Origin of the sequence: Pseudomonas sp. NPDC098747 (assembly GCF_044760045.1) — a bacterium.
In the GTDB taxonomy this organism is placed as follows: domain Bacteria; phylum Pseudomonadota; class Gammaproteobacteria; order Pseudomonadales; family Pseudomonadaceae; genus Aquipseudomonas.
Map to the genome: position 1 here is coordinate 146,020 of NZ_JBIWAL010000003.1, position 18,398 is coordinate 164,417.

Below are 18,398 nucleotides of genomic sequence, written 5' to 3' on the forward strand. Positions count from 1 at the left end.
CCATGACGCCCACCACTACCTCCCGCGCCCCTTTCAATCGTCTGCTGCTGACCGGTGCCGCTGGCGGCCTGGGCAAAGTCTTGCGCGAGCGTCTGCGGCCTTACGCCAATGTACTGCGGCTGTCCGACATCGCCGCCCTCGCCTCAGCCGTGGATGACCGTGAAGAAGTCGTGCTCTGCGATCTCGCAGACAAAAACGCCGTGCATCAACTGGTCGAAGGTGTCGACGCGATCCTGCATTTCGGCGGCGTGTCCGTCGAGCGACCGTTCGAAGAGATTCTCGGCGCCAACATCTGCGGCGTTTTCCACATTTATGAAGCGGCGCGCCGGCATGGCGTGAAACGAGTGATTTTCGCCAGCTCCAACCACGTCATCGGCTTCTACAAACAGGACGAACAGCTCGACGCCAGCTCCACCCGCCGCCCCGATGGCTATTACGGTTTGTCCAAGTCCTACGGCGAAGACATGGCCAGTTTCTACTTCGATCGCTACGGCATCGAGACCGTGAGCATCCGCATCGGCTCCTCGTTCCCCGAGCCGCATAACCGCCGGATGATGCACACCTGGTTGAGCTTCGACGACCTCACGCAATTGCTTGAGCACTCGTTGTACACCCCGAACGTCGGCCACACCGTGGTCTACGGCATGTCCGACAACAAGGACGTGTGGTGGGACAACCGCTTGGCCAGTCACCTCGGTTTCGAAGCCCGAGACACCTCCGAAGTGTTCCGCGACAAGATCGAAGCGCAGCCGATGCCAGCCGCCGATGACCCGGCACGGATCTACCAGGGCGGCGCCTTCGTTGCGGCCGGCCCGTTTGGTGACTGACCTGTCCACTTGATCCCCTCCAATAAAAACCATGGGAATGAGTATGCAAGCCGAATTGATCGTCGACGCCCGCAACGCGGTCGGTGAAAGCCCGGTCTGGGTCGCGCAGGAAAACGCCCTCTATTGGGTGGACATTCCCAACGGCGGCCTGCAACGCTGGAGCGCCGACACCGGGCATGTCCACGCCTGGAAAGCCCCGCAGATGCTCGCCTGCATCGCCCCTCACAGCCGCGGTGGCTGGGTCGCGGGCATGGAAACCGGATTCTTTCGCCTACACCCCAACGCGGACGGCAGCCTCGACAGCGAGCTACTCGCCACGGTCGAACACAGCCGCGACGACATGCGCCTGAACGATGGTCGTTGCGACCGCCAAGGCCGATTCTGGGCAGGGAGTATGGTTCTGAACATGGGCCTGAATGCGCCCGAAGGTCGGCTCTATCGCTACGACGCAGGACAGTCTGGCGTAATCGAAGCGCAACTCGACGGCTTCATCGTGCCCAATGGTCTCGGCTTCAGCCCCGACGGCAAAACCATGTACCTGTCGGACTCGCACCCCAACGTGCAACTGATCTGGGCTTTCGATTACGACACCGCCAGCGGTACTCCGTCGAATCGCCGGGTCTTCGTCGACATGAATAAGCACTGCGGCCGCCCCGACGGCGCGGCGGTCGATGCCGAGGGTTGCTACTGGATCTGCGCCAACGACGCCGGCCTCGTCCACCGTTTCACCCCCGACGGACGCCTCGATTACTCGCTGCCGGTGCCGGTGAAAAAACCGACCATGTGCGCCTTCGGCGGCGCGCAAATGGACACCTTGTTCGTCGCCTCGATTCGCCCCGGCGATGACCACGACCCGCAGTCTTTGGCCGGCGGCGTGTTCGCCCTGAACCCCGGCGTCAAAGGCCTGCCGGAACCGCTATTCGACGATTTGCTTTAACCCACCTCTGCTGCACCGCTGTGCCTTGAACACAAAAATAACAAGACTGGAGACACCCCCATGGACTTCAAACGCACCTTGCTCGCCGCTGCACTTCCGCTGATGTTCACTTTCGCCGGTGCCGCTCAGGCCCTGGAAATCAAATTCGCCGACATCCACCCCGCCGGTTATCCAACGGTGGTCGCCGAAAAAAACATGGGCGAAGCCCTGACCAAGGAAACCAATGGCGACCTGACCTTCAAGTATTTCCCGGGCGGTGTGCTCGGCTCGGAGAAAGAGGTCATCGAACAGGCGCAGGTCGGCGCGATCCAGATGACCCGCGTCAGCCTCGGCATCGTTGGCCCGGTCGTACCTGATGTGAACGTGTTCAACATGCCGTTCATCTTCCGCGATCAGGCGCATATGCGTGCAGTGATTGACGGCGATGTCGGCGATGCGATCCTCGACAAGATCAGCAACTCCGAATTCGGTCTGGTGGCTCTGGCCTGGATGGACGGCGGCACCCGTAACATCTACACCAAGAAACCGGTGCGCAAACTCGAAGACCTCAAGGGCATGAAGATTCGCGTGCAAGGCAACCCGATGTTCATCGAAACCATCAACGCGATGGGCGGTAACGGCATTGCCATGGACACCGGGGAAATCTTCAGCGCCCTGCAAACCGGCGTGATCGACGGCGCGGAAAACAACCCGCCGACCCTGCTCGAACACAACCACTATCAGAACGCCAAGTTCTACAGCCTGACCGGGCACCTGATCCTGCCCGAGCCGATCGTGATGTCGAAAATCACCTGGAACAAACTCACCCCGGATCAGCAGGTGCTGGTGAAAAAAGCGGCCAAAGCCGCGCAGGCCGATGAGCGCACGCTGTGGGACGCCAAGTCCGCCAGCAGTGAAGAGAAACTCAAGGCTGCCGGCGTCGAGTTCATCACTGTCGACAAGAAACCTTTCTACGAGGCAACCGCCTCGGTCCGCGAGAAGTACGGCGCGCCTTACGCCGACCTGATCAAGCGTATCGAAGCTGTTCAGTAAGCCTCCCAGACCTCAATGAAAGGCCCGGCAGCGCTGACCTCGCTTGATGTCAGCGCCAGCCCGGTTACGGTGGACCCCAATGAAGAATCTACTGCTGAGCATCAATGACCGGATCTACATGGCCTGCATCTGGGTCGCCGGTCTGTCGGTGCTGACCATTTCCCTGATCATCCCCTGGGGCGTATTCGCCCGTTACGTCCTTGGCACTGGCTCGAGCTGGCCGGAGCCCACCGCCATTCTGCTGATGATGGTGTTCACCTTCATCGGCGCCGCCGCCAGTTACCGCGCGGGTGCACACATGGCCGTGGCCATGGTTACCGATCGCATGAACCCGGACATGCGCAGAACCATGAGCATCATTTCCCAGTTGCTGATGGGCACCATCTGCCTGTTCATGACCATCTGGGGCACCAAACTTTGCATGTCGACCTGGAACCAGTTCATGAGCGCCCTGCCGACCTTGCGCGTGGGCATCACCTACATGCCGATCCCGATTGGCGGCGCGCTGACACTGATTTTTGTCGTGGAAAAACTCTTACTGGGTGACCAGAGCAACCGCCGCGTGGTGCGGTTCGACCTGGTTGAAGAAAACGAAGGGGCTGCCTGATGGACGCATTGATTCTGCTGGGCAGTTTTATCGCACTGATCCTGATCGGCATGCCGGTCGCCTACGCCCTGGGCCTGTCGGCGCTGATCGGCGCGTGGTGGATCGACATTCCGTTCCAGGCCCTGATGATTCAGGTCGCGGGTGGGGTGAACAAATTCTCGCTGCTGGCGATCCCGTTTTTTGTCCTCGCCGGGGCGATCATGGCCGAGGGCGGAATGTCGCGGCGGCTGGTGGCATTTGCCGGTGTATTGGTCGGATTTGTTCGTGGTGGCCTGTCGCTGGTCAACATCGTGGCCTCGACGTTTTTCGGCGCAATCTCCGGCTCGTCGGTTGCTGACACCGCTTCCGTGGGCTCGGTGCTGATCCCGGAAATGGAGCGCAAAGGTTATCCGCGTGATTTCTCCACGGCAGTGACCGTCAGCGGCTCCGTTCAAGCGCTGCTGACGCCACCGAGCCACAACTCGGTGCTCTACTCGCTGGCCGCTGGCGGTACCGTGTCCATCGCATCGCTGTTCATGGCCGGCGTAGTGCCGGGCTTGTTGATGAGCGCGTGCCTGATGGTGCTGTGCCTGATTTTTGCGCGTAAACGCAACTATCCCAAAGGCGAAGTCATCCCGATGCGCCAGGCCCTGAAAATCTGCGGCGAAGCGCTGTGGGGTTTGATGGCGATGGTGATCATCCTCGGCGGCATCCTTTCGGGGATTTTCACTGCCACCGAATCGGCCGCCATCGCGGTGCTGTGGTCATTCTTCGTGACCATGTTCATCTACCGCGACTACAAATGGAGTGAACTGCCCAAGCTGATGCATCGCACTGTGCGGACGATTTCGATCGTGATGATCCTGATCGGTTTCGCCGCGAGCTTCGGCTACATCATGACCCTGATGCAGATTCCGGCGAAGATCACCACGCTGTTCCTGACCCTGTCGGACAACCGTTACGTGATCCTGATGTGCATCAACGTCATGCTGCTGTTGCTCGGCACGGTGATGGACATGGCGCCGCTGATCCTGATCCTCACGCCAATCCTGATGCCGGTGATTCTTGGCATCGGCGTCGACCCGGTGCAGTTCGGCATGATCATGCTGGTCAACCTCGGGATCGGATTGATAACACCGCCGGTGGGCGCGGTGCTGTTTGTCGGTTCGGCGGTGGGCAAGGTCAGCATCGAGAGCACCGTGAAAGCGCTGCTGCCGTTCTACGCGGTGCTGTTCCTGGTGTTGATGCTGGTGACGTACGTGCCGGCAATTTCGTTGTGGTTACCGCATTTGGTGTTGTAACAATGAACGGGTGGCGAGGGACTTGGCTCCCTCGCCACCGTGTTTACCTCAAGCCCGCAACAACATGTACCCCGCCACCACCAGACACACACTCGCAAACCCCACCTGCAACCCCCGCGCCGGTACTCGCGCACAAAGCTTGCGCCCAATGATCATGCCGACAACGCTGGCGACAATGAACGCCGCGCCGAGGCTGTCGATGCGCACGCCGGCATGGAATGCGCCGATGACGCCGATCGCCGAAATCAGGCTGATCACCATCAACGACGTAGCGACGATGCCGCGCATCTGCACGTCGGTCAGTTGCTTGAATGCCGGGACGATCAAGAAGCCGCCACCGACGCCCAATAATCCGGAAACAACGCCCGTCACCGCGCCCAATGCTGCCAGGGTTGCCGTGCATTTGGCCGTCCAGTCGAAGCGTCCGGTCTGTTCATCGAGCATGCAATTCTTCTGGCCCCAACTGGCGTGACCATGATCGCTCGGCCCCGCCTGCTGACGCTCGCGCCGCAGCATGCGCCAGGCAACCATGACCATCAGCAGACTAAACAGAATCATCAGAATCTTCTCCGGCAACTGATGCGCGAAGTAGATCCCCAGCGGCGAAAACACCGCGCCCAGTGCGGCAATCAACAGCGCCGCGCGGTAACGTACCAGACCATGACGCAAACCATCGATAGCGCCAACCGCAGCCGCACTGCCGACCGCAAACAACGCCACCGGCGCCGCTTGCGTCATCGACCAGCCGAGCCCGAGCACCAGCGCCGGCACCGCAAGAATCCCGCCGCCAGCCCCGGTCAAACCGAGGACCAATCCCATCACCACGCCAAACAGACTTGCCAGCAACATAGGGTTTTCTCAGTCGACTCTGGACAGGCTGGTCAGCCATTCGCGGCCCTTGAGCATGCCGTTCCAGTAGAACCACGGCAGCAGCGTTGCCTTCAACCACCATGCCGAGCGACGCGCCACGGTCGGGTCCAGAGGAAAAGTCGGCAGCAGCTTACCGGCGTAACCGAATTCGGCGAGGATCACCTTGCCCTTCTCCACCGTCAGCGGGCAGGAACCGTAGCCGTCGTACTTCAGCGGCAGCGGTTGTTGCTTGCGCAGGGCCAACAGGTTTTGTGCGACCACCACGATTTGCTTGCGCACCGCTGCTGCGGTTTTCGCATTGCTGGTGCCGCAGATATCACCGAGCGCAAACACCTCGGGGTAACGTGGATGCTGCAGGCTGTGCGGATTGACTTCGCACCATCCGGCGGTATCGGCCAGGGAACTCTGTGCAATGAAATCCGGCGAAACCTGCGGCGGCACGACGTGCAGCAGATCGAAGGTTTTCGCCTCGCGGGTGACGTTGCCGTCCGCGTCCTTGACCTCGAACCACGCGGCTTTCGCCGGGCCGTCGACCTTCACCAAATTCGAGTTGAACGCCAGATGCGCGTTGTATTTCTCGATGTATTTCATCAGCGGCGGCACGAACGTCGCCACACCGAACAGCGCGGCGCCTGCCAGATTGAATTCGACATTGATGTTATTCAGCGCGCCGCTTTTAAGCCAGTGATCGCAGGACAGGTACAGCGCTTTTTGCGGCGCACCAGCGCATTTGATTGGCATTGCCGGCTGAGTGAACAGCGCCTTGCCGCCGCGCAGTCTCTGCACCTGATCCCAGGTGTATTGCGCATGCTGATAGCTGTAATTGGAAGTGACACCGTGCTGGCCGAGGCTGTCCTGCAACCCTTCGATTTTCTCCCAGGCCAGACGCAGGCCGGGGCAGACGATCAGGTTTTGATAGCTGACGGTGCGTTGATCGCTGAGGGTGAGTTGGCGGTTGTCTGCGTCGATGCCGGTGACCGCCGCTTGAACCCAGGTGGCCTGACGCGGCATGACTTTGCTCATCGGCCGAACGGTGTCTTTCACATCGTAAGCACCACCACCGACCAGCGTCCACGCCGGTTGGTAGTAATGCTGAGCACTTGGTTCGATAACGGTGATTTTCAGGTGCGGGTCGCGCTTGAGCAGGCTGGCGACGAAGGCGATACCGGCACTGCCGCCGCCGATGACCACGATGTCTGCACTGATGGATGGGCCCCAGTGTTGATCGTTCATTGCTTGTTCCTTATAGCTGCACGCAAGGATTTTACAGGCCGACACACCACTGCCCATGTGGGAGCGAGCTTGCTCGCGAAGAGGGCGTGTCAGTCAACATTGATAGAGATTGGCCCACCGCTTTCGCGAGCAAGCTCGCTCCCACAGGGCTGATTGGCGTGACGAAAGATATTTATTGGTGGCCCAGACTTTTCAGCACAGCGCCGCAGTAGAGCCCGGACAATGTCTTCATCACCTGAATCACTTCAGGACTGGCCAGACCGTAGAAGATGTACTTACCTTCCCGCCGAGTTCCCACCAGTCCCTCATCACGCAGGATGCCCAGTTGCTGGGACAGCGTCGGCTGGCGCACACCAGTCATCTTTTCCAGTTCGCCGACATTGCGTTCGCCCTGCGTCAGTTGACACAGGATCAACAGGCGATCCTCATTGGCCATGGCCTTGAGCAGTGAACAGGCCTTGGTGGCCGAGGCGCGCAATTGGGCGACTTCACATTCGGTCAGACTGGATTGCATTTGCATGATGCCTTCAACGTCACTTAAGCTGCGAACATTATGTTTAAACATAAAGTGTTGCAACCCATGACAGTCTTTTCGTTCTCCCGCACAGGTTCATGTCCATGCCCGCGTTGATTGAAGCCTTCCTCGACCACGCCTCCTCGACCTACAGCTACGTGGTCTATGAGGCCGACGGCGGACAGTGCGCAATCGTCGACCCGGTGCTCGATTACGATGGCGCTGCCGGCCGCACCTGCACCGCGCAGGCCGACAAGATCATCACCTTCGTTCGCGCGCACAGTCTGCAAGTGCAATGGCTGCTGGAAACCCACGCCCACGCCGATCATCTGTCCGCCGCACCCTACCTGCGCCGGGAGCTGGGCGGCAAGATCGCCATCGGCGAGTCGATCAGTAAAGTGCAGAACGTATTCAAGGCGCTGTTCAATCTGGAGCCGGAGTTCTGCGTGGATGGCTCGCAGTTCGATCACCTGTTCGCGCCGAACGAGTCATTCAGGATCGGCAACGTCAAGGCCACGGCGCTGCATGTGCCCGGTCACACGCCGGCGGACATGGCTTACCTGATCGAAGGCGAGCAGATTATGGTCGGCGACACGCTGTTCATGCCGGATGTCGGCACGGCGCGCTGCGACTTCCCCGGCGGCAATGCCCATCAACTGTTCAACTCGATTCACAAACTGCTGGCCTTCCCTGCCAGCGTGAAACTCTACGTTTGCCACGACTACCCGCCTGAAGGCCGCGAAGCCCACTGCCAGACCACGGTCGGCGAGCAGCGCAAAAGCAATATTCATGTGCATGACGGTATTGATGAAGCGGCGTTCGTCGAGATGCGTACCCAGCGTGATGCCGGGCTCGGCATGCCGACGCTGTTGCTGCCGGCGATTCAGGTGAATGTGCGGGCGGGGAATTTTCCGGCGGCGGAAGACAATGGCGTGGTTTACCTGAAGATTCCGATTAACAAGCTTTAACGTCAGACACCCAACGTCAACCCGTTCGCCGGCAACGGTAACGCCGTTTTATAGCGCACCTGCTTGAGCGCAAAGCTCGACCGAATGTTCGCCACCCCCGGCACTTTGGTCAGAAAATCCATCATGAATCGCTCCAGCGACTGAATAGTCGGCACCAAAACCCGGATCAGATAGTCCGGGTCGCCGGCCATCAAATAGCACTCCATCACCTCGGGGCGATCGGAAATCGCTTCCTCGAAATGCTGCAACGCCTCCTCCACCTGTTTCTCCAGGCTGACGTGAATGAACACGTTCACATGCAAGCCCAGCAGATCGGCGTCGAGCAGCGTGACTTGCTCGCGAATCAGACCCAATTCTTCCATGGCCTTGACCCGGTTAAAGCACGGCGTCGGTGACAGATTCACCGAGCGTGCGAGGTCGGCGTTGGTGATGCGCGCATTCTCCTGAAGACTGTTGAGAATGCCGATATCGGTACGGTCCAGTTTGCGCATGAGACAAAACCACCTGTTTTTTATGTTTATGCAGATTTTTTATCTGCAAATCGTCTCCAGCGCAACGAAACAGAGATAAATATTCTTCTTGCCCGCGCCTATGATTGTTGTAGGACAAGATTTCTTCTACCGAAGAATGACTGCCAGCTCACTACAAGAAATTCACAAGATCGAGCGTAGAAGCCATGACCCAAGCGTACGAACCGCTGCGTCTGCACGTCCCTGAACCCTCGGGCCGTCCAGGCTGCAAAACCGACTTTTCCTACCTGCATCTGACCGATGCCGGCACGGTGCGCAAACCTCCCATCGACGTAGAACCTGCCGACACCGCCGACCTGGCGCGTGGCCTGATTCGCGTGCTCGACGATCAGGGCAACGCCCTCGGCCCATGGGCTGAAAACGTGCCGGTCGAGATCCTGCGCAAAGGCATGCGTGCCATGCTCAAGACGCGCATCTACGACAACCGCATGGTGGTCGCCCAGCGTCAGAAAAAGATGTCGTTCTACATGCAGAGCCTTGGCGAAGAAGCCATTGGCAGCGCCCAGGCGCTGGCGCTGAACGTCGACGACATGTGTTTTCCGACCTACCGTCAGCAAAGCATTCTGATGGCGCGCGACGTGCCGCTGGTCGACCTGATCTGCCAGTTGCTGTCCAACGAGCGCGATCCGCTCAAGGGTCGCCAGTTGCCGATCATGTACTCGGTCAAGGACTTCGGTTTCTTCACCATTTCCGGCAACCTCGCCACCCAGTTCATTCAGGGCGTGGGCTGGGGCATGGCTTCGGCGATCAAGGGCGACACCAAAATCGCCTCGGCCTGGATCGGCGACGGCGCCACCGCAGAATCGGACTTCCACACCGCCCTCACCTTCGCCCACGTTTATCGGGCGCCCGTGATCCTCAACGTGGTCAACAACCAGTGGGCGATTTCGACCTTCCAGGCCATCGCCGGTGGTGAAGCCACCACCTTCGCCGGACGCGGCGTTGGTTGCGGCATCGCTTCGCTGCGTGTTGACGGCAACGACTTCTACGCGGTCTACGCAGCTTCCGCCTGGGCTGCCGAGCGCGCCCGCCGCAACCTCGGCCCGACCATGATCGAATGGGTCACCTACCGCGCCGGCCCGCACTCGACCTCCGACGATCCTTCCAAATACCGTCCTGCCGATGACTGGAGCCACTTCCCGCTCGGCGATCCGATTGCTCGTCTCAAGCAGCACCTGATCAAGGTCGGCCACTGGTCCGAAGAAGAGCACGCCGCCGTCAGCGCCGAACTCGAAGCCGAAGTCATTGCCGCGCAGAAACAGGCCGAGCAGTACGGCACCCTCGCCGGCGGCCAGATCCCAAGCGCCGCGACCATGTTCGAAGACGTCTACAAAGAGATGCCGGAGCACTTAAAGCGCCAGCGTCAGCAGTTGGGGGTCTGAGATGAACGATCACAACAACAATATCCAGCTGGAAACCGCCATGACCACGACCACCATGACCATGATCCAGGCCCTGCGCTCGGCCATGGATGTGATGCTTGAGCGTGACGACAACGTGGTCGTGTTCGGCCAGGACGTCGGTTACTTCGGCGGCGTGTTCCGTTGCACCGAAGGCTTGCAGACCAAATACGGCTCTTCGCGGGTGTTCGACGCACCGATCTCCGAAAGCGGCATCGTCGGCGTCGCCGTCGGCATGGGCGCTTACGGTTTGCGTCCGGTGGCTGAGATCCAGTTCGCCGACTACGTCTACCCCGCATCCGACCAGATTATTTCCGAAGCGGCGCGCCTGCGTTATCGCTCGGCGGGCGAGTTCACCGCACCGATGACCCTGCGCATGCCATGCGGTGGCGGTATCTACGGCGGCCAGACCCACAGCCAGAGCATCGAGGCGATGTTCACTCAGGTCTGTGGCCTGCGCACGGTCATGCCGTCCAATCCGTATGACGCCAAAGGCCTGCTGATCGCCTCCATCGAAAACGATGACCCGGTGATCTTCCTCGAGCCGAAACGCCTGTACAACGGCCCGTTCGACGGCCACCACGACCGCCCGGTAACCCCGTGGTCGAAACACCCCGCCGCACAGGTTCCGGACGGTTACTACACCGTGCCGCTGGACGTCGCCGCGATCACTCGTCCGGGCAAGGACGTGACCGTGCTGACTTACGGCACCACCGTGTATGTCTCGCAAGTGGCCGCTGAAGAAAGCGGCGTCGATGCCGAAGTCATCGACCTGCGCAGCCTGTGGCCGCTGGACCTGGAAACCATCGTCAACTCCGTGAAGAAAACCGGCCGCTGTGTTGTGGTTCACGAAGCCACTCGCACCTGCGGTTTCGGGGCGGAACTGGTGTCGTTGGTGCAAGAGCATTGCTTCCACCACCTGGAAGCGCCGATCGAACGCGTCACCGGTTGGGACACCCCCTACCCGCACGCGCAAGAGTGGGCGTATTTCCCTGGCCCGTCCCGAGTGGGCGCGGCTTTGAAACGGGTTATGGAGGTCTGAATGGGCACGCACGTTATCAAGATGCCGGACATTGGCGAAGGCATCGCAGAAGTAGAACTGTCGCAGTGGCACGTCAAGGTTGGCGATCTGGTGGTTGAAGATCAGGTGCTCGCGGACGTGATGACGGACAAGGCGATGGTCGATATTCCGTCGCCGGTACATGGCAAGGTGATCGCGCTCGGTGGACAGCCGGGTGAAGTGATGGCGGTCGGCAGTATCCTGATCAGCATTGAAGTGGAAGGCGCAGGCAATGTGAAGGAATCCGCTGCGCCGGCGCCTGTTGCTGCGAAAGAAACTGTTGCACCGAAAGTCGAAGCTGTCGTGGAAACCAAACCCGCCGCAGTTGCATCCCGTCCGGCTGCCACTTGCCAAGGCCCGATGGTTGCTCGCGAGGCGAATGACCGTCCGCTGGCCTCCCCGGCCGTGCGCAAACATGCGCTGGATCTGGGCATTCAATTGCGTCTGGTGCGCGGCAGCGGCCCGGCCGGTCGCGTGTTGCACGAAGACCTCGACGCCTATCTGGCGCAAGGTCAGTCCAACGTTTCGGCACCAATCGCCGCCGCTTACGCCCAGCGCAACGACGAAGAACAGATTCAAGTGATCGGCATGCGCCGCAAGATCGCCCAGCGCATGCAGGATGCCACCCAGCGTGCCGCGCACTTCAGCTACGTCGAAGAAGTCGACGTCACCGCGATTGAAGAACTGCGCGCGCACTTGAACGAAAAACACGGTGCCAGCCGTGGCAAGTTGACCTTGCTGCCGTTCCTCGTCCGCGCACTGGTGGTCGCCCTGCGCGACTTCCCGCAGATCAACGCCCGTTACGACGACGAAGCCCAGGTCATCACTCGCCTTGGCGCCGTGCATGTCGGTGTCGCCACGCAAAGCGATGTCGGCCTGATGGTGCCCGTGGTGCGTCACGCTGAAGCGCGCAGCCTGTGGGACAGCGCTGCGGAAATCTCGCGTCTGGCCACCGCCGCCCGCAATGGCAAGGCCAGCCGTGATGAACTCTCCGGCTCGAGCATCACCCTGACCAGCCTCGGTGCGCTGGGCGGCATCGTCAGCACGCCGGTGCTGAACCTGCCGGAAGTGGCGATCGTCGGCGTCAACAAAATCGTCGAACGCCCGATGGTCGTCAAAGGCCAGGTAGTGATCCGCAAGATGATGAACCTCTCCAGCTCCTTCGATCACCGCGTGGTCGACGGCATGGACGCGGCGCTCTTCATCCAGGCCATTCGTGGCCTGCTCGAACAACCCGCGACCTTGTTTGTGGACTGATTTTTGTGGAGAGCACCATGCAAACTCTGAACACCACGCTGCTGATCATCGGCGGCGGCCCCGGCGGTTACATCACGGCAATTCGCGCCGGACAACTGGGCATTCAGACCATTCTGGTCGAAGGCCAATCGCTGGGCGGCACTTGCTTGAACATTGGCTGCATACCGTCGAAAGCGCTGATTCATGTGGCTGAACAGTTCCACCAGACCCAGCAGCACAACCAGCATTCGGCGCTGGGCATCAGCGTTTCGGCGCCGACCCTCGACATCAGCAAAAGCGTCGAGTGGAAGGACGGCATCGTTGATCGCCTGACCACCGGCGTCGCCGCATTGCTGAAGAAGAACAAGGTTCAAGTCATCAACGGCTGGGCCAAAGTCATCGACGGCAAAACCGTTGAAGTTGGCGACACGCGTATCCAGTGCGAGCATCTGGTGCTGGCCACCGGTTCGACCAGTGTCAACCTGCCGATCCTGCCGATTGGCGGGCCGATCATCTCCTCCACCGAAGCGTTGGCGCCGAAAAGCGTGCCGAAACGCCTTGTCGTGGTTGGCGGTGGTTACATCGGTCTGGAGCTGGGCATCGCTTATCGCAAGCTGGGCGCTGAAGTCAGCGTGGTCGAAGCGCAGGAACGCATTCTGCCGGCCTACGATGCAGAACTGACGCAACCGGTGCATGAAGCGCTGAAGCAATTGGGCGTGAAGCTGTATCTGAACCACAGCGTGATGGGTTTCGACGGCACCTTGCAGGTGCGTGATCCAAACGGCGACACCCTGAATCTGGAAACCGATCAAGTGCTGGTAGCCGTGGGTCGCAAACCAAATACCCAGGGCTGGAATCTCGAAGCGCTGAATCTGGACATGAACGGCTCGGCGATCAAGATCGACAGCCGCTGCCAGACCAGCATGCGTAACGTCTACGCGATCGGCGACCTTAGCGGCGAGCCGATGCTGGCCCACCGCGCCATGGCCCAGGGCGAAATGGTCGCCGAGCTGATCAGCGGTAAAACTCGCGAGTTCAATCCGACCGCCATCGCTGCCGTGTGCTTCACCGACCCGGAACTGGTGGTGGTCGGCAAGACGCCGGACGAGGCCAAGACTGCCGGGCTCGATTGCATCGTTTCCAGCTTCCCGTTCGCCGCTAATGGCCGGGCGATGACGCTGGAGTCGAAAACCGGCTTCGTACGGGTGGTCGCGCGTCGCGACAATCATCTGATTGTCGGTTGGCAAGCGGTGGGGGTCGGCGTTTCGGAATTGTCCACGGCGTTTGCGCAAAGTCTGGAAATGGGCGCGCGGCTGGAGGACATCGGCGGCACCATTCACGCGCATCCGACGCTGGGTGAAGCGGTGCAGGAAGCGGCGTTGCGTGCTCTTGGGCATGCGTTGCACCTGTAAATTCTCCAGTTTGAGGGTGACAGTGATGGCCTCTTCGCGAGCAAGCTCGCTCCCACAGGGGAATGCATTCCAGATGTGGGAGCGCGCTTGCTCGCGAATTGTTGAGGCCAACGCGATTAATCTGTCTGTCATCCGATAGTCCGGGCTGCGAAACCGCTCAAGAATGAAGTATTGTTGTGCCCATCCAAAAAACGTCAGAAGCCTGAACCGTTTCGACGGTTGTTCAGTGATAGAGGGTGTCATGGGTAACGAAAGCATCAATTGGGACAAGCTGGGTTTTGACTACATCAAGACCGACAAGCGCTATCTGTCGTACTTTCGCGATGGCGAGTGGGACAAAGGCACCCTGACCGAAGATAACGTGCTGCACATCAGCGAAGGCTCCACTGCCCTTCACTATGGCCAGCAGTGCTTCGAAGGCATGAAGGCCTATCGCTGCAAGGACGGTTCGATCAACCTGTTCCGCCCGGACCAGAACGCCCTGCGCATGCAACGCAGCTGCGCGCGTCTGCTGATGCCGTTCGTCGAAACCGAGCAGTTCATCGAAGCCTGTAAAGCAGTGGTTCGCGCCAACGAGCGTTTCATCCCGCCGTACGGCACCGGCGGCGCGCTGTACCTGCGTCCGTTCGTGATCGGCGTGGGTGACAACATCGGCGTGCGCACTGCGCCAGAGTTCATCTTCTCGATCTTCTGCATTCCGGTCGGCGCCTACTTCAAGGGCGGCCTGACCCCGCATAACTTCCAGATCTCCAGCTACGACCGCGCCGCCCCACAAGGCACCGGTGCAGCCAAGGTCGGCGGCAACTACGCAGCCAGCCTGATGCCGGGCTCGAAAGCGAAGAAAGCCAACTTCGCTGACGCGATCTATCTGGACCCGATGACCCACACCAAAATCGAAGAAGTCGGCTCGGCCAACTTCTTCGGGATCACCCACGACAACAAGTTCGTGACCCCAAGCTCGCCATCGGTACTGCCGGGTATCACCCGTCTGTCGCTGATCGAACTGGCGAAAACGCGTCTGGGTCTGGAAGTGGTTGAAGGTGACGTGCTGATCGACAAGCTCGCAGACTTCAAAGAAGCCGGTGCCTGCGGCACTGCAGCGGTGATAACCCCGATCGGCGGCATCAGCTACAACGACCACCTGCATGTGTTCCACAGCGAAACCGAAGTTGGCCCGGTTACCCAGAAGCTCTACAAAGAGCTAACTGGCGTGCAAACCGGCGACATCGAAGCGCCAGCGGGCTGGATCGTCAAGGTTTGATCTGACGGCTGCTGATGTAAAAAAGCCCTCCATTGAGTGATTGATGGGGGGCTTTTTTGTGGGTGATTGGTTTGGGTATGTGGTGTTGTCGAGATCGATCCCCCTCACCCCAGCCCTCCCGAAACGTCGGACCGCCCCCAAGGGGGCGAGGGGAAAGGGAGCCGATCTCCATGTTTCTCAAATTCCGAGTTCGACTTGATCTTTCAGGTCAATGTAAACCGCATAAACAACGCAGTCGGCCCCCTCTCCCTCTGGGAGAGGGCTGGGCGGGCGGCGATCCGATGAGGGTGGGCTTTTAGCTCTTCAACGCAATCCGTTTGCCAGTACGCCCGGCAATCCCGCTCGCCTGCCCATTCTGCTGCTTGCCCATCCGTGCTTGAGTAATCAACCCGGGAATCAATTCCCCCTCCGGCAGATTCTTCCAGAACCGCACCGGCAAATGCCCTTGCATCACTTTCGGGTTCAGCCGCGCCGGGTTGAAGATGTGGCTGTAATAGGTCAGCCACAGATCGCCGTGCGGGTCGTCGACGTTCTGCGCCATTTGCTGCCACTCCACCGGGCATTGGCGCTCATGGATCAGTTGTTCGCCATCGTAATAAACGCCATCACGCGGGGTCGCGATCAGCCAACGGTGCCGGCCCATGCGCGCGACGAAATGCTCGCTGGCGTTGTGCAGGATGTCGTGGGCCGGTTCGTGCCACGCCACATATTGCGGACCCGGCAAATCTTTTGGTCGCTCGATGAAGCGCACGAAGGCATGCAGGTGATGGGCCTCGCGGTGCACTTGCTTGATCCGCCGCTGTAACTCGCTGCCCAGTTTGTCGCCGGCCATCATTGCCGTGCGATCACCGTGGCTGACCCGCCACAGCACCTCGTACAAGAGGCTCCAGCGCTGGTCGCCACGATATTGTGCGGCTTGCCCAAGCGTGTCGAGCAATGCTCGCGGGATCCGCGCCTGAAACGGCCCCTGCCCTTCAGGCACCTGATGATCACTGGCGAACAGATCACTGACACCCTCACTGGCCCAACTCACCACACTCGGGTCGACTTCATGGCTGAGCAGCCAGCGTGCCTGCTGGCGCCAAGTGTCGAACAGGTCGTCGCAATCGAGATTGATCATCCCCACAACCCCATCTGCTGCGGCATCGGCCGGTCGCGCAATTGCTGATAGAGCATTTGACTGGTGACCTCAGCCTGCTGCGGGTGGTAATCGCTGGTGATGATGAACGGCTTGGCCTTGGCCAGAACACAACGCATGCGCGCCACGTCTTCGTAACGGATGCGCCGCTGCCGGCGCAGCTCCACCAGGCGCTCGGTGGTGCGCAGGCCAATCCCGGGAATGCGGGCAATCAACGACGGTTCAGCACTGTTCAGGTCCAGCGGGAACACCTCGCGATTCTGCAGCGCCCATGCCAGTTTCGGGTCGATGTCCAACGCCAGGTTTCCCGGCCCCTTCAGCAGCTCACCGGCGCTGTAGCCGTAGCTGCGCAACAGAAAATCGGCCTGATATAAGCGATGCTCGCGCATCAGCGGCGGTGCGGCCAGTGGCACGCTTTTCGGGCTGTCGGGGATGGGACTGAACGCCGAGTAATAAACCCGGCGCAGTCGGAAGTTTCCGTACAAGGCCTGGGCACCATGGAGAATGGTGCTGTCGTCGGTGTCATCGGCGCCGACAATCATCTGCGTGCTTTGCCCGGCCGGCGCGAACTTTGGCGCGCGCGGCTCGTTGAGTACGGTCTGCTCGCCGGTGTAGATGGTCTGCATCGCCTGCTTGATCGAGCCGATGTGCTTCTCCGGCGCGAGGATTTGCAGGCTGGCATCGGTCGGCAGCTCAATGTTGACGCTCAGGCGATCAGCATAACGCCCGGCCTGCGCGATCAATGCAGGATCGGCTTCGGGAATGGTCTTGAGGTGGATATATCCGCGAAATTCGTGCTCTTCGCGTAGCAATTTGGCCACCCGGACAAGCTGCTCCATGGTGTAGTCCGCCGAGCGGATGATCCCGGAACTGAGAAACAGTCCGCTGACACAGTTGCGCCGGTAGAAGTCCATGGTCAGCGCCACGACTTCCTCGGGCGTGAAGCGTGCGCGGGGTACATCGCTGGAGCGGCGGTTGACGCAGTATTGGCAGTCGTAGAGACAGAAATTGGTCAGCAGAATCTTGAGCAGCGAAACGCAGCGCCCATCCGGCGTGTAGCTGTGGCAAATGCCCATGCCATTGGTCGAGCCCAGACCACTCTTGCCCTCGGAACTGCGCTTGGGCGCGCCACTGCTCGCGCAAGAGGCGTCGTACTTGGCGGCGTCGGCGAGAATGCTGAGCTTGTCGATGATTTGCATGGCGCGGGCTCTTTACTGGTTGCATATACAGTATCGAGTCTGCCTGATCGGCACAAGGTGCAAAACCAGATCAAAATATCGCAGCCTTCGGCAACTCCTGCTGGGTTCAGGTATATGCCGTCTTTGCAGGAACTGCCGCAGGCTGCGATCTTTTGATCTTTGCCTCAGTCGGCCACTCAATGCCAAACCGCGTACTGATTTCTTTACGCCCCACCACCGTCAACGCCAACGCCCGACTGTCCAGATCCTGCGTGACCCATTTGCGCTTGAGCACCGCTTGCAGCAACGCCGCCCCCAACGACCCGCCGAGATGGGGCCGGCGCATGCTCCAGTCCAGGCACGGGCAGGCAAATTTGCGCCGCAGTGCGGTCAAGTCCTCGACCTCAATGCCCAATCCCGAAAACAGCGCCTCGCCGCTGTCGCTCAAGCGATAGGCCTGCTCGTCGGTTGCCAGCAGCCACCCCGCTTCGAGCAAGCGGTCGTGCAGCACCACCGCCAGAGTCCCGGCCATATGGTCATAGCAGGTACGGGCAAATCGCAGGCGATCCGGCGTGTGCGGCTTGAAGGTGGGCGCGGCGTTCTGGCCGATCACCATCAACGCTTCCAGCGCCTGCGCGACACGTTTGTCGGCAAGGCTGTAATACCGATGGCGGCCCTGAACGTGCAGACGCACCAGCGCCAGGTCCTTGAGTTTGGCCAAGTGAGCACTGGCGGTGGAAGCGCTGACTTCGGCAACGGCGGCCAGTTCGGTGCTGGTGCGAGCGTGGCCGTCCATCAGCGAGCAGAGGATTTTCGTCCGCGCCGGCTCGGCGATGGCGGCAGCCACCTGCGAGACGCCGATGTCTTGATGTTCTGCGTGCATATTTCGCTCCCGGACGAATCGTCGCCGTTACG

18 protein-coding genes are annotated in these 18,398 nt (G+C 60.3%); 11 read left to right on the plus strand and 7 right to left on the minus strand.

The genetic code is table 11. The annotated features are described in order from the left end of the window. Window positions 1-2 precede the first annotated feature (2 nt). The 5 genes from ACIQVE_RS02825 (at window position 3) to ACIQVE_RS02845 (ending at window position 4,683) form a co-directional block, all read left to right on the plus strand. Window positions 3-827 (plus strand): NAD-dependent epimerase/dehydratase family protein, encoded by an 825-nt coding sequence (locus ACIQVE_RS02825; protein ID WP_402804312.1) that lies wholly within the window; start codon window positions 3-5, stop codon window positions 825-827. Between the two features lie 43 nt (window positions 828-870). After that, window positions 871-1,764 (plus strand): SMP-30/gluconolactonase/LRE family protein, encoded by an 894-nt coding sequence (locus ACIQVE_RS02830; protein WP_402804528.1) that lies wholly within the window; start codon window positions 871-873, stop codon window positions 1,762-1,764. Between the two features lie 60 nt (window positions 1,765-1,824). Next, window positions 1,825-2,796, plus strand: coding sequence for a TRAP transporter substrate-binding protein (locus ACIQVE_RS02835; protein ID WP_402804315.1), 972 nt, complete (start codon window positions 1,825-1,827; stop codon window positions 2,794-2,796). Between the two features lie 79 nt (window positions 2,797-2,875). Next, the gene (locus tag ACIQVE_RS02840) at window positions 2,876-3,403 is read left to right on the plus strand and encodes a TRAP transporter small permease (protein ID WP_402804318.1); all 528 of its coding nucleotides are present in this window, start codon (window positions 2,876-2,878) and stop codon (window positions 3,401-3,403) included. Next, window positions 3,403-4,683, plus strand: coding sequence for a TRAP transporter large permease (locus ACIQVE_RS02845; RefSeq protein WP_402804321.1), 1,281 nt, complete (start codon window positions 3,403-3,405; stop codon window positions 4,681-4,683). The genes ACIQVE_RS02840 and ACIQVE_RS02845 overlap by 1 nt, the downstream gene beginning before the upstream one ends. A 48-nt stretch (window positions 4,684-4,731) precedes the next feature. On the opposite strand, the gene ACIQVE_RS02850 is transcribed toward ACIQVE_RS02845, so the two are convergent. The 3 genes from ACIQVE_RS02850 to ACIQVE_RS02860 form a co-directional block, all read right to left on the minus strand. Then, window positions 4,732-5,532 carry a sulfite exporter TauE/SafE family protein gene (locus ACIQVE_RS02850; RefSeq protein WP_402804324.1) on the minus strand — a complete coding sequence of 267 codons (801 nt, stop codon included), beginning with the start codon at window positions 5,530-5,532 and terminating at the stop codon, window positions 4,732-4,734. A gap of 9 nt (window positions 5,533-5,541) precedes the next feature. Beyond that, on the minus strand, window positions 5,542-6,786 hold the full coding sequence (locus ACIQVE_RS02855; protein ID WP_402804325.1) for an FAD-dependent oxidoreductase: 1,245 nt from the start codon (window positions 6,784-6,786) through the stop codon (window positions 5,542-5,544). A gap of 172 nt (window positions 6,787-6,958) precedes the next feature. Then, a complete protein-coding gene (locus tag ACIQVE_RS02860; RefSeq protein WP_402804531.1) occupies window positions 6,959-7,300 on the minus strand; it encodes an ArsR/SmtB family transcription factor in 342 nt (113 codons plus the stop codon). A gap of 104 nt (window positions 7,301-7,404) precedes the next feature. On the opposite strand from ACIQVE_RS02860, the gene ACIQVE_RS02865 reads away from it, so the two are divergent. Continuing rightward, window positions 7,405-8,268 carry an MBL fold metallo-hydrolase gene (locus ACIQVE_RS02865; RefSeq protein ID WP_402804326.1) on the plus strand — a complete coding sequence of 288 codons (864 nt, stop codon included), beginning with the start codon at window positions 7,405-7,407 and terminating at the stop codon, window positions 8,266-8,268. Between the two features lie 2 nt (window positions 8,269-8,270). Here ACIQVE_RS02865 and bkdR read toward each other — a convergent pair whose 3' ends face one another. After that, window positions 8,271-8,759: a Bkd operon transcriptional regulator BkdR gene (gene bkdR / locus ACIQVE_RS02870; RefSeq protein WP_096822555.1), complete on the minus strand. Its 489-nt coding sequence runs from the start codon at window positions 8,757-8,759 to the stop codon at window positions 8,271-8,273. 185 nt (window positions 8,760-8,944) lie between these two features. On the opposite strand from bkdR, the gene ACIQVE_RS02875 reads away from it, so the two are divergent. From ACIQVE_RS02875 to ACIQVE_RS02895, 5 genes are all read left to right on the plus strand, one after another. After that, window positions 8,945-10,180: a 3-methyl-2-oxobutanoate dehydrogenase (2-methylpropanoyl-transferring) subunit alpha gene (locus ACIQVE_RS02875; protein WP_402804328.1), complete on the plus strand. Its 1,236-nt coding sequence runs from the start codon at window positions 8,945-8,947 to the stop codon at window positions 10,178-10,180. 1 nt (window position 10,181) lies between these two features. Then, window positions 10,182-11,240, plus strand: a complete 1,059-nt coding sequence (locus ACIQVE_RS02880; protein ID WP_402804330.1) for an alpha-ketoacid dehydrogenase subunit beta — start codon at window positions 10,182-10,184, stop codon at window positions 11,238-11,240. Beyond that, window positions 11,241-12,515 (plus strand): dihydrolipoamide acetyltransferase family protein, encoded by a 1,275-nt coding sequence (locus ACIQVE_RS02885; RefSeq protein ID WP_402804331.1) that lies wholly within the window; start codon window positions 11,241-11,243, stop codon window positions 12,513-12,515. Between the two features lie 17 nt (window positions 12,516-12,532). After that, complete coding sequence (gene lpdA, locus ACIQVE_RS02890) at window positions 12,533-13,906, plus strand: dihydrolipoyl dehydrogenase (RefSeq protein ID WP_402804332.1); 1,374 nt, start codon at window positions 12,533-12,535, stop codon at window positions 13,904-13,906. Window positions 13,907-14,147: 241 nt separating this feature from the next. Then, entirely contained in the window at window positions 14,148-15,167 is a 1,020-nt protein-coding gene (locus ACIQVE_RS02895; RefSeq protein WP_402804334.1) for a branched-chain amino acid aminotransferase, read from the plus strand. Between the two features lie 295 nt (window positions 15,168-15,462). Here the strand turns inward: ACIQVE_RS02895 and ACIQVE_RS02900 are convergent, their stop codons facing one another. The 3 genes from ACIQVE_RS02900 to ACIQVE_RS02910 all read right to left on the minus strand — a co-directional run bounded on the left by ACIQVE_RS02900 (window position 15,463) and on the right by ACIQVE_RS02910 (window position 18,366). Beyond that, window positions 15,463-16,287, minus strand: a complete 825-nt coding sequence (locus ACIQVE_RS02900; protein WP_402804336.1) for a TIGR03915 family putative DNA repair protein — start codon at window positions 16,285-16,287, stop codon at window positions 15,463-15,465. Then, entirely contained in the window at window positions 16,284-17,504 is a 1,221-nt protein-coding gene (locus ACIQVE_RS02905) for a putative DNA modification/repair radical SAM protein (protein WP_402804338.1), read from the minus strand. The genes ACIQVE_RS02900 and ACIQVE_RS02905 overlap by 4 nt, the downstream gene beginning before the upstream one ends. 106 nt (window positions 17,505-17,610) lie before the next feature. Beyond that, window positions 17,611-18,366 carry an ArsR/SmtB family transcription factor gene (locus ACIQVE_RS02910; protein WP_402804340.1) on the minus strand — a complete coding sequence of 252 codons (756 nt, stop codon included), beginning with the start codon at window positions 18,364-18,366 and terminating at the stop codon, window positions 17,611-17,613. Window positions 18,367-18,398 lie beyond the last annotated feature (32 nt).